This window comes from Micromonospora sp. NPDC049101 (assembly GCF_040648675.1).
GTDB lineage: Bacteria > Actinomycetota > Actinomycetes > Mycobacteriales > Micromonosporaceae > Micromonospora.
This window is the reverse complement of sequence record NZ_JBEZED010000003.1, coordinates 223,274-235,008: the sequence shown is the minus strand read 5'-3', so window position 1 is coordinate 235,008 and position 11,735 is coordinate 223,274. Positions and strand designations below refer to the sequence as shown.

Below are 11,735 nucleotides of genomic sequence, written 5' to 3'. Positions count from 1 at the left end.
CAGGTGACCAGCGCTGAATCGCCGTCAGTCTACGCCAGCATCCGCTTCGATTACGGGACGGCTGTGCCCGGATGTGCTACGCATCGAAGCCGCACAAGGCTTTTCCCACCCGGCGTACGCGGGCAGCCGGCTCGCGGTTGCGGGCTGCGGTGGCACGCCAACCTGCTCCACGCTCCTTCAGAGAGCGTGGAGCAGGCCGGCCGGGCACCGGGTGGTGGCGCCGACCGCACGTGCCAGTCGGGCAAACGCTCGTCGGCGCCACCGGTCAAACCGACAGTCGTGTGACTGGTGTCACGGTGTCGTCAGGTCGAACCTGCGGACCGTGACCGCGCCGCCGAGTGCCGACGTCGCGTGGTTGAAGATGGCGAACCGGTAGCCCATGAAGAACTGCCAGTTGTTCGCCAGCGTCAGGGCGTTGCCGAACGAGGTGAAGTTGACCCCGTCCGTGCTGTACGAGAAGCGCGCCTGCCGGCCGGACCCCGGTCTGATGTCGGCGTTGGCGCGCAACCAGATCCGGCCACCGGAGACGGCGGTGCTCGCCACCTCACTGCCGGTGCTCGTGGTGTTCCAGCTGCCGTCCATCGTCAGGCCGTTCTGCATGACCAGACGGGTCGACCCGTTGTCCCGCCGGACTCCGATCCAGGCCGACGAGTTACGCAGCACCGCCAGGCCGGTGCGGTCACCGTCGCGCATCGTGGAGTAGTCCAACTCGATGGTGGCCGTCGAGGTGGGGCCCTGGATCCGGTGGGTCAGCGTGTTACGCGCCTTGTACAGGTCGCCGGTGACGGTGGCGGTCTGCAGGTTCAGCCCGTTGTTGACCGACCACTTGCTGTTGTCGGGGTTGTGGTTCCACTCCCACTGCGGGCCGAGGGTGGTGCCGGCGAACGTGTCGGTGCCGGTGAGCGGCTTGACGGCTCGTGGCGGCGCGGGCAGGTTGGGCTTCGGGTACGTGGAGCCCCACGTGCCGTTGACCGTCTGCAGCACGGGCCAGCCGTCGCCGGTCCAGGTGATCGGCGCCATCGCGGGCATCCGACCACCGGGGTACGCATCGACGAACGACATGTAGTACCAGTCGCCGTTCTGGGTCTGCACCAGCCCACCCTGGTGCGGCACGCCGCCACCGGAGATCGGGCCGGGCAGGTTGAGCAGCACCTGACGCTGCTCGTACGGGCCGAACGGGCCGTTCGTCGACTTCAGCACGTACTGGCCGTTGGCCGGGCGGGTGAGCCAGATGTAGTAGGCGCCGTTGCGCTTGTAGAACCGGGCGCCCTCCAGCGTGCCGATGCTCGACGGCGTCTGGTACACCTGCTGGGCGCGGACCTGGGACTTCCCGTCCGCGGACAGCTGCGCCACGCTGATCGTGCCGTTGCCGTACGCGATGTACGGGGTGTCGTTGTCGTCGAACAGCAGGCCGGCGTCGTAGTAGCAGTTGGGGATGGTGGTGTGCTTGGTCCACGTGCTGTCGACGGCGGACGCGGTGTAGATGTGCGTCTGCGCGAAGTCGATGCACCCGGCCCAGTAGTACGTCTTGTTGCTCGGCCGGTAGTTCAACGTCGACGCCCAGATCCCGTCGACGTACGCGTTGCTGCCGCCGCTCATGTCGTACTTCGAGCCGAAGTCGAGCTTGGGCACCGAGTGACCGGCGAACTCCCAGTTGACCAGGTCGTACGAGCGCAACACCGGAGCGCCCGGGGAGTAGTGCATGGTGGACGCCGACATGTAGTAGGCGTTGTCCACGCGGATGATGTCGACGTCGGCGAAGTCCTGCCAGACCACCGGGTTCGAGTACGTGCCGTTCGACGGGGGCGGCGTGGTGGTGGGCGGTGGCGTGGTGGGGTCGCCCCCGCCGTCGACGCGGACGAGCTGCCACTGCTGGTTGGTGCCGTTCCAGTCGGCGTACTGCACGATGTTGCCACCGTCGGCGGTCGAGGCGCCCTGCACCTCCATCACCTTGTTGCTGTTGCGGTTGATCAGCCGGACGTACCCGCCGTCCGAGTCGGCCAACCGGAACTGCTGGTTGGTGCCGTTGTTGTCGGACCACTGCACGATCGGCCCGCCGTCGGCCGTGGAGCGGCCGGAGACGTCAAGCACCTTGCCCGACAACCTCGACTTGAGCCGGTAGTAGCCGCCGCCGGAGTCGACGAACTGCCACTGCTGCTGGTTGCCGTTGTTGCGCGTCCACTGGGTGATCCGCGCGCCGTCGTTCGTGGCCATGTTGTACACGTCCACTGCCTTGCCGCTGTTGCGGTTCACCAACACGTACCAGGCGCTGGTGTCGACAGTTGCCGCCGACGCGGGCGCCGCGGCCACCGCTGCGGCCGCGCCACCGACCACCAGCACCATCGCGGCGACGGCGAGTCTCGACAGCCACCCGCGCCGCCGTGGCGCACCCCGGGGAACCCGACCGATGGAAAGCATGATCCTCCTCTGCTGACGCGAACCGTGCGGTCTGGGCCGGCGTCCGCGGCACCGGGCGGGGCACCGAGCTGACCAGGCCCGGCCATGTGATCGCTAACACCGGTCGCCCGACCGTCGCGGTGACGAGGTGCCGAAACCGCGGGGTAGGACACGCGCGCGACCGGGCCAGCCACGACATCGACCATCTTGGCTATAGACTGTGAGCGATAACATGCTGTTAGTCAAGGCGTAACACGACCGCCTCGCGGGCCTGCTGGCACACACGCGAACGGGTGGCCCACCCCCGCCCGCAGGCAGGGATGGACCACCCGTTCTCCGACCGCGCGGGTCAGAAGCCGCGGGCCAGCCGGTAGTAGGCCTGGTTCCAGCGCAGCTCGTCGGCGAAGCGGCGGGGCTCCGTGTCGGCGTCGATGACGACCAGCTCGGTGCGGCTCATCTCCGCCAGGTCGTGCAGCTCCTCCACGCCCACCGCCTGCGACAGCACGGTGTGGTGCGGGGCGCCCGCGGTGATCCACGCCTCGGCCGAGACCGGCAGGTCGGGGCGCGGACGCCAGACGGCACGGGCGACCGGCAACCGGCGCAGCGGCTGCGGCGGGGCCACCACGTCGATCTCGTTGGCCACCAGCCGGAAGCGCTCCCCCATGTCGGACAGCCCGAGCACCACGGCCGGACCGGGTGCGGCGTCGAACACCAGCCGGACCGGGTCCTCCCGGCCACCGATGCTCAGCGGGTGGATCTCCACGTTGGGCACGTCGGAGGCGATGGTCGGGCAGACCTCCAGCATGTGGGCGCCGAGCACCAGCTCGTTGCCCGGGGTGAGGTCGTAGGTGTAGTCCTCCATGAACGACGTGCCGCCGCTCACGCCCACCGACATCGCCTTGAGGGTGCGGACCAGGACCGATGTCTTCCAGTCGCCCTCGCCGCCGAAGCCGTAACCGTCTGCCATCAGCCGCTGCACGGCGATGCCCGGTAGCTGACGCAGCCCCCCGAGGTCCTCGAAGTTCGTCGTGAAGGCCCGGAACCCGCCCGCGTCCAGGAAGGCACGCATGCCCAACTCCACGCGCGCGGCGTACCGCAGCGAGTCGTGCTGCTCCCCGTCGGGCAGCAGTGCGCCGACGATGCGGTAGGTGTCCTCGTACTCCTTGACCAGGTCGTCCACCTGCGCGTCGGTGACCTCGCCGACCACCTCGACCAGGTCGTTGACGCCGTAGGTGTTGACCGAGACCCCGAACCGCAGCTCGGCCTCGACCTTGTCGCCCTCGGTCACCGCGACGTCGCGCATGTTGTCACCGAAGCGGGCCAGCCGCAGCGACCGCATCGCCGACCAGCCCAGCGCTGCGCGGGCCCACGCCCCGATCCGATTGGCCACCCGCGGGTCGCTGACGTGCCCGGCCACCGTCTTGCGGGCCACACCGAGACGCGTCTGGATGTACCCGAACTCCCGGTCGCCGTGGGCGGCCTGGTTCAGGTTCATGAAGTCCATGTCGATGTCGTTCCACGGCAGCAGAACGTTGGCCTGGGTGTGCAGGTGCAGCAGCGGCGTCTGCAACGCGTCCAGACCGGAGATCCACATCTTGGCCGGCGAGAACGTGTGCATCCAGGCGATGACCCCGACGGCACCCTGGGCGGCGGCGTCCCGGCAGACCTGCAGGATCTCACCGCTGTTGGTCAGGACGGGCTTCCAGACCACGCGGGCGGGAATCTGCGGCGAGTCGTCGAGCGCGGCCGCGATCTGGCGAGACTGCTCGGCCACCTGGCGGAGCGTCTCCTCGCCGTACATGCCTTGGCTGCCGGTGAGGAACCAGATCTCGGGTTCGGTGTGTGGTGCCATGGGGTTGCCTTCCGCGAGAGGGGCGGTCACTTGTAACGGATTCCGATGAGGCGCTGGAGGAGGATGAACGCGAACAGCAGGCCGCCGATCACGATCTTGGTCCACCAGGAGTTGAGGCTCCCATCGAAGGTGATGAGGGTCTGGATCACGCCCAGGACCAGTACGCCCAGCACCGTTCCGAAGACGTAACCCGCACCCCCGGTGAGCACGGTGCCCCCGATGACGACGGCGGCGATGACGTCCAGCTCCATGCCGACGGCGATCAGTGGCGCACCGGAGAGGGTGTAGAACGACAGCAGGATCCCACCGATCGCGGAGCACAGACCACTGATGGTGTAGACGGCGATCCGGGTCCGCCCCACCGGCAGGCCCATCAGCAGGGCCGACTGGGGGTTGCCGCCGATGGCGTACACATTGCGTCCCAACCGGGTGTAGGCCAGCGTGTACGCGGCGACGGCGACCACGACGAAGGCGATCAGCACGCTGATCGACACGAAGTTGCCCTGCGGGTTACCGATCCGCTCCTGCGACATCGAGGTCCAGAACCCGTCGGTGATCGGGATCGACGCACCGGAGATGAACGTGCACATGCCCCGGGCGAAGAACATCCCGGCGAGCGTGACGATGAACGGCTGGATCTCGAAGAAGTGGATGGCGCAACCCATCAGCAGACCGAGCGTCGGGCCGATGAGCAGGGCGATGACGAGCACCAGTGCCGCCGGCATGCCGTCCTGTAGCAGCGCGGCCGACACCATCGCCGTCATGGCGACGACCGATCCGACCGACAGGTCGATGCCACCGGTGAGGATCACGAAGGTCATGCCCACCGCGACGACGAGCAGGAAGCCGTTGTCGATGAAGACGTTGAAGATGACCTGCACGTTGGAGAACGCCGTGTACTGCGACACCCCGATGGCGTACATGACCAGCAGCAGGGCGAGCGTCGCCAGGACCGGTATCTGCTTCCTCGGCAGCCGGAACCGGTTACGACCGGCGGTAAGCGTTCCAGTGGTCATGCCGGCACCTGCTCCTTCGGCTTGTCGGCGATGGGGGCGGACGGCGGAACACTGCGCCTGCGGCGGGCGAACCGGGCCCGGAAGGCCGGTGCCTGGATGAGGCAGACGGCGATGACGACTACCGCTTTGAACAGCAGCGACGTCTGCGGCGAGATGTCCATGGCGTACACCGTGGTGGTCAGGGTCTGGATGATCAGTGCCCCGATGATCGTGCCGCTGAGGAAGAACCGGCCGCCGGCGAGGGACGTACCGCCGATGACGACCGCGAGGATCGCGTCCAACTCCACCCAGAGACCGGCGGCGTTGCCGTCGGCGCTGGAGACGTTGGCCGTCATCATGAAGCCGGCGACGGCGGCGCACGCGGCGCTGATCACGTACACCAGGAAGATGACCCGGGCGGACCGGATGCCGGACAACCGGCTGGCCACGGCGTTGCCGCCGACCGACTCGATGATCATGCCGAGCGCGGTGCGCCTGGTGAACGCGGCGACGAGCAGGGCCGCGGCGAGGGCGATGAAGATGGCCAGCGGCAGGGTCAGCGCGTGGCCCAGGCCGATCGCCCGGTACGGCTCGGAGTTGATGGTGATGATCTGACCCTCGGTGATCAGCTGGGCGAGACCCCGGCCGGCCACCATCAGGATCAGGGTGGCGATGATCGGTTGGATGCCGATCACGGCCACCAGCACCCCGTTCCAGGCGCCGAGCACGAGCGCGACCCCGAACGCCATCGCGAGGGCGGTCAGCACCACGCCGAGGTTGTTCTGGTCGGGCTGCTTGCTGATGTACATGCAGGCGATCGCGCCGCTGATCGCGCAGAGCGAGCCGACCGACAGGTCGATGCCGCCGGTCGAGATCACCAGGGTCATGCCCAGCGCGACGAGGATCAACGGTGCGCTCAGCCGCAGGATGTCGATCGGCGTGCCGTACAGGTGCCCGTCCTTGAGCTCGATGGACAGGAACCCGGGCCGGTAGATCGTGTTCGCGGCGAGCATGACGACCAGCACGGCGGCGGGCCAGAACAGCCGGTGACCGGTGATCGTCCGGTAGCGGCTCACGGTGTCGCTCATCGGTCTGCCTCCTCGCGGTGGGATCCACTCGCGATGGTCTGCATGATGCGGTCGGCGTTGAGACTGTCGTCGTTGGGGAGCTGCGCGACCATCTGGCGGTCCCGCATGACTGCCACCTTGTGGCTGAGGCGCAGCACCTCCTCCAACTCGGCGGAGATGAACAGCACCGCCATGCCACCGTCGGACAGCTGCGTCACCAGCTTCTGGATCTCGGTCTTCGCGCCGATGTCGATGCCCCGGGTCGGCTCGTCGAGGATCAACAGCCGTGGCTCGGTGATCAGCCACCGGGCCAGGAGCACCTTCTGCTGGTTGCCACCGGAGAGGTTGCGGACCGGCACCTCCGGGTCCGCGGGCCGGATGTTGAGTGCCTTGATGTACTTGTCGACGAGCTCGTCCTGACGACGACGCGGGATGGGCCGCAGCCAGCCGCGGGCCGCCTGCATGGCGAGGATGATGTTCTCCCGGACCGACAGGTCGGCGACGATGCCCTCCGCGCGGCGGTTCTCCGAACAGAAGCCGACGCCGTGGTCGATGGCCTGCGCGGGGGTCCGCAGGCTGCTCGCCGTGCCGTCGACCGTGACCTGGCCGCCGTCGGTCCGGTCGGCACCGAACAACAACCGCGCGACCTCGGTACGCCCCGAGCCCAGCAGGCCGGCCAGGCCCACCACCTCGCCGGCGTGGATGGTGAGGCTGAACGGCTGGACCGCCCCCGCCCGGCCGAAGTCCGACACCGCCACCAGCGGGGTGCCCTCCTCCAGCTTGGCCAGGTCGCGACGGGAGTGTTCCTCGATGCCCTCGAGGATGTCGAGTTCCTTGCCGATCATCTTCTCCACGAGGGAGAGCTGGGGCAGCTCGGGGGTCAGGTACTCGCCGACGAGCCCACCGTTGCGCAGCACGGTGATGCGGTCCGCGATCTCGTAGACCTGGTCGAGGAAGTGGGTCACGAACAGGATCGCGATGCCCTCGTCGCGCAGTTGCCGCATGATGCGGAACAACTGCGCCACCTCGCCGGCGTCGAGGCTGGACGTCGGCTCGTCCAGGATCAGCACCCGGGCCTTGATGTCGATGGCGCGGGCGATGGCGACCATCTGCTGGATCGCCAGAGAATACGAGCCGAGCGGCGCGCTGACGTCGAGGTCGAGGTCGAGGCGGGTGAGCAGGGCGCGGGCGCGGCGGCGAACCTCACCCCAGCGGACGGCGCCGAGGCGCCGGGGCTCGCGGCCGATGAAGATGTTCTCCGCCACCGAGAGGTTGGTGCAGAGGTTGACCTCCTGGAACACGGTGCTGACCCCGGCGGCGTTCGCCTGCATCGGGCCGGTGAAGGACACCGGCTCCCCGTCCAGGGTGATCGTGCCCTCGTCGGTGTCGTAGACACCGGTCAGCACCTTGATGAGGGTCGACTTGCCGGCGCCGTTCTCGCCCATCAGGGCGTGCACCTCGCCGGGAAGGAGCTGGAAGTTGACGTTGTGGAGTGCGCGCACCCCGGGGAAGGACTTGCTGATCCCGGTCATCGTCAGGACCGGACGGCTATCCGTCATCCCATCAGACCTCTTCTGGGTTGTCGACACGGAAGGGCCGCTACGCGCCCGCAGCGCCCGCCCGGTCGCCCCTGGGGGTCGCTCGGGCGGGCGTCGTACGGGGGTGTTCGCGGGCCGAGCCCGGTCCGTTGCGGGTATGAGAGCGACGCGGCGGGGCCGCCACGCGAGCGCGGCGACCCCGTCGTCGATCAGTACTTACGGTTGGGCAGAGCTTCCTTGGCCTGCGCCTGGGTGAAGGTGGTCTCCTCGGTCTCGATCCGAGCAGGCACCTCCTCGCCGGCCTTGACCTTCTTGGCCAGGTCCATCAGCTGTGGGCCGAGCAGCGGGCTGCACTCCGCGATGAAGTTGAACTTCCCGTCGGCGAGGGCCTGCATACCATCCTTGACGGCGTCGACCGTGATGATGGTGATGTCCTTGCCCGGCACCTTGCCAGCGGCGGTGATCGCCTCGAGCGCACCCAGGCCCATGTCGTCGTTGTGCGCGAACAGCACGTCGATCTTCTTGTTGGCCTTGAGGAACTGCTCCATGACCTGCTTGCCACCGGCCCGGGTGAAGTCACCCGACTGGGAGGCGATGACCTTCAGGTTCGGGTTGGCGGCGATCGCCTCACCGAAGCCCTTCTTACGGTCGTTCGCCGGCGCGGCGCCCGTGCTGCCCTGCAGCTCGACGATGTTCACCGGACCCGAGGCGGTCTTCTTCTGCTCGACCAGCCACTCACCGGCGAGCTTGCCCTCCTTGACGAAGTCCGAGCCGAGGAAGGTCTTGTACAGCGACTTGTCGGCCGAGTCGACCGAGCGGTCGGTCAGGATGACCGGGATCTTGGCGTCCTTGGCCTCCTTGAGCACGGTGTCCCACCCGGACTCGACGACCGGCGAGAAGGCGATCACGTCGACCTTCTGCTGGATGTAGTTGCGGATCGCCTTGATCTGGTTTTCCTGCTTCTGCTGCGCGTCGTCGAACTTCAGCTCGATCCCGGCCGCGGTGGCGGCCTCCTTGATCGAGACGGTGTTCGCGGTACGCCAGCCGCTCTCCGCGCCAACCTGCGAGAAGCCCATCGTGATCTTGCCGTCGTCCTTGGTGCCGCCGCCGCTGCCGGTGTCGCTGTTGCCGCAGGCCGCCATGCTGCCGACGAGCAGCACACTGGCGAGGACCGTGGCAGCGCGCCACGGAGCGGAGTGCATTCGCATCTTTCGCATCGAATCTCCTTGGCTCGGTGTGGTGGGGAACCGCGCCAACCGCCGATGTGCAAGGAGCGGCGTACGCGGGTGTTGCGTGCTGCTACTTCGGGGTGGTGCAGACCGGCGGGTCGGGTATGGCCAGAGGTCAGAAACCCGCCGGTGGGACTGGTTGTTGACCGTAGACGGTCTGGTAACGGTCGTGGAGGGCGTCGATGTCCGCCTGTGCGATCGGCACCGGCTGCCCGAGTGCGCGGGCCAGGTGCGCCGTGCGAGCCACGTCCTCACACATGACCGCGGCCTTGACCGCCGCGCGGGCGTCCCGGCCGATGGTGAAGACGCCGTGGTTGCGCATCAGCACCGCGGGTGAGCGGTGCCCGGCGAGCGTGCCGACGATGCCCTTGCCGATGTCGTCGCCGCCGATCAGGGCGAACGGACCCACCGGAATCTCCCCGCCGAACTCGTCGGCCTGCGCGGTGAGGTAGCAGGGGATCGACTCCCCCCGCGCGGCCCAGGCGGTGGCGTACGAGCTGTGCGTGTGCACGACCCCACCGACCTCGGGCATGGACCGGTAGACGTACGCGTGGGCGGCGGTGTCGCTGGACGGGGCGAAATCTCCCTCGACGAGGACACCGTCGAGGTCGCACACCACCATCGTGGCCGCCGACAGGTCGTCGTAGCCCACGCCGCTCGGCTTGATCACCATGAGGTTGCGGCCGGGCACCCGCGCGGAGACGTTGCCGGCCGTCCAGGCCACCAGGCGGTACCGGGTTAGCTCGGAGTGCAGGCGGGCGACCGTCTCGCGCAGCTCGCTGACAGCGGTCATGCCACCACTTCCAGCGCGGGCTCGGGTGTGGCCGCGGCGCTCTCGACCGCCGCGTTGCGGATCGCCCGCAGACGGAGCATGACGTCGTTGCCGCCACGACCGAAGTGGTCGTGCAGCGTCCGGTACTCCGCGTAGAGGGCGTCGTAGGCGCGCGCCCGCTCCGGGTCCGGACGGTAGACGGCCTCGTGCACCCGGCCCATCGCCTGCGAGGCCTCGTGGATCGAGGGGAACTCACCGGCGGCGACGGCGGCGTGGATCGCCGACCCGAGCGCCGGCCCCTGCGCCGAGGCGATGATGTTCAGCGGTCGCCTGGTCACGTCGGCGTAGATCTGCATCAGCAGGGCGTTGTTGGTGAGGCCACCGGCGATCACCAGGTCGTTGACGGCGACACCGGCCTCGACGAACGCCTCGATGATCATCCGGGTGCCGAAGGCGGTCGACTCCAGCAGCGCCCGGTAGATGTCCTGCGGCCGGGTGGCCAGGGTCATGCCGACGATCATCCCGCTGAGGTCGTGGTTGACCAGCAGGGAACGGTTGCCGTTCCACCAGTCCAGGGCGATCAGGCCGTGCGCGCCGACGGGCTGGCTCGCGGCCAGCTCGGTGAGTTGTTCGTGCGAGTCGATGCCGGCCGGGGCGGCGTGCTTGACGAACCAGCCGAAGATGTCGCCGACCCCGCTCTGCCCGGCCTCGTAACCCCACGCGCCGGGGCTGATGCCGCCGTCCACGACCCCGCACATGCCGGCCACCTCGGCGACCGCCGCGCCGTTGACGACGTGGCAGGTCGAGGTGCCCATGATGGCGACGAGCCGACCGGGCTGCACGGCCTGCGCGGACGCCGCGGTGACGTGCGCGTCGACGTTGCCGACGGCCACCGCGATGCCCTCGGGCAGGCCGGTCCAGGCGGCCGCCTCGGCGGTGAGCGCGCCGGCCCGGGCACCGAGCGGCAGCAACGGACCGTCCAGCTTGGCCACGAAGTCGCCGAAGTCGGGGTTGAGCGCGGTCAGGAAACCCTCGGACGGATAGTGGCCGTCCTGCAGGATGCCCTTGTATCCGGCGGTGCACACGTTGCGGGTCTCGGTGCCGCAGAGCTGCCAGACGATCCAGTCGGCCGCCTCGACGAAGCGCTCGGCCCGGTCGTAGACCTCCGGATCCTCCTCCAGGATCTGCAGGCCCTTGGCGAACTGCCACTCGGCGGAGATCTTGCCGCCGTACCGGCCGATCCACGGCTCTGCCCGCTCGTGGGCCAGCGCGTTGATCCGGTCGGCGTGCGGCTGCGCGGCGTGGTGCTTCCACAGCTTGACCCAGGCGTGCGGTCGGTCGCGCAGCTCGGGCGTCTCACACAGTGGGGTGCCGTCGGCGAGCGTCGGCAGCACGGTGCAGGCGGTGAAGTCGATGCCGATGCCGACCACCCTGGTGGGGTCCACCCCCGCGGCGGACACCGCCGCCGGGACGGCCTGCCGCAGCACCTCGCGGTAGTCGTCCGGGTTCTGGAGAGCCCAGTCCGGGGGCAGCGCTCGGCCTCCCGGAAGCGTCGTGCTGATGACGCCGTCGCCGTACTCGTGCACCGCGGTCCCCAACTCGGCACCGTCACCGACACGGACCACCAGAGCTCGCCCGGACAGGGTGCCGAAGTCGACACCGACGACGTAGCGGTCGTCAGCTCCATCCACACGGTTCATGTTCACCTCCACCGTTAACGGGGATAGTGTTAACGCTCACATCCAGCCTCGTCAAGACATCTAGGCGCAACAGCTCCGTAACGGAACGGGGAAGCCGGGCCGACTCGGGCGCGTCAATGGCGGACCGACACAAAGCACGTGAATCCGGTGTGGGTGACCGATCGGGCACTCGGGACGAGGGCTGC

General features: G+C 68.6%; 8 protein-coding genes. All 8 read right to left on the bottom strand.

The window, feature by feature from the left end:
- Positions 1 to 291: 291 nt before the first annotated feature.
- The 8 genes from AB0B57_RS05300 to araB all read right to left on the bottom strand — a co-directional run bounded on the left by AB0B57_RS05300 (position 292) and on the right by araB (position 11,550).
- A complete protein-coding gene (locus AB0B57_RS05300) occupies positions 292 to 2,418 on the bottom strand; it encodes an RICIN domain-containing protein (RefSeq protein ID WP_357065300.1) in 2,127 nt (708 codons plus the stop codon).
- A 328-nt stretch (positions 2,419 to 2,746) separates the two neighbouring features.
- Positions 2,747 to 4,249: an L-arabinose isomerase gene (araA, locus tag AB0B57_RS05295; RefSeq protein ID WP_357065299.1), complete on the bottom strand. Its 1,503-nt coding sequence runs from the start codon at positions 4,247 to 4,249 to the stop codon at positions 2,747 to 2,749.
- Positions 4,250 to 4,275: 26 nt separating this feature from the next.
- Positions 4,276 to 5,265, bottom strand: coding sequence for a galactofuranose ABC transporter, permease protein YjfF (gene yjfF, locus AB0B57_RS05290; RefSeq protein ID WP_357065297.1), 990 nt, complete (start codon positions 5,263 to 5,265; stop codon positions 4,276 to 4,278).
- Positions 5,262 to 6,332 carry an ABC transporter permease gene (locus AB0B57_RS05285; RefSeq protein ID WP_357065295.1) on the bottom strand — a complete coding sequence of 357 codons (1,071 nt, stop codon included), beginning with the start codon at positions 6,330 to 6,332 and terminating at the stop codon, positions 5,262 to 5,264. Before AB0B57_RS05285 ends, yjfF begins: the two co-directional genes overlap by 4 nt.
- Positions 6,329 to 7,870: a sugar ABC transporter ATP-binding protein gene (locus AB0B57_RS05280; protein WP_357065293.1), complete on the bottom strand. Its 1,542-nt coding sequence runs from the start codon at positions 7,868 to 7,870 to the stop codon at positions 6,329 to 6,331. Before AB0B57_RS05280 ends, AB0B57_RS05285 begins: the two co-directional genes overlap by 4 nt.
- 188 nt (positions 7,871 to 8,058) lie before the next feature.
- Positions 8,059 to 9,066: an ABC transporter substrate-binding protein gene (locus tag AB0B57_RS05275; RefSeq protein WP_357065291.1), complete on the bottom strand. Its 1,008-nt coding sequence runs from the start codon at positions 9,064 to 9,066 to the stop codon at positions 8,059 to 8,061.
- Between the two features lie 127 nt (positions 9,067 to 9,193).
- On the bottom strand, positions 9,194 to 9,871 hold the full coding sequence (locus AB0B57_RS05270) for an L-ribulose-5-phosphate 4-epimerase (protein ID WP_357065290.1): 678 nt from the start codon (positions 9,869 to 9,871) through the stop codon (positions 9,194 to 9,196).
- A complete protein-coding gene (gene araB, locus AB0B57_RS05265) occupies positions 9,868 to 11,550 on the bottom strand; it encodes a ribulokinase (RefSeq protein ID WP_357065288.1) in 1,683 nt (560 codons plus the stop codon). The genes AB0B57_RS05270 and araB overlap by 4 nt, the downstream gene beginning before the upstream one ends.
- Positions 11,551 to 11,735 lie beyond the last annotated feature (185 nt).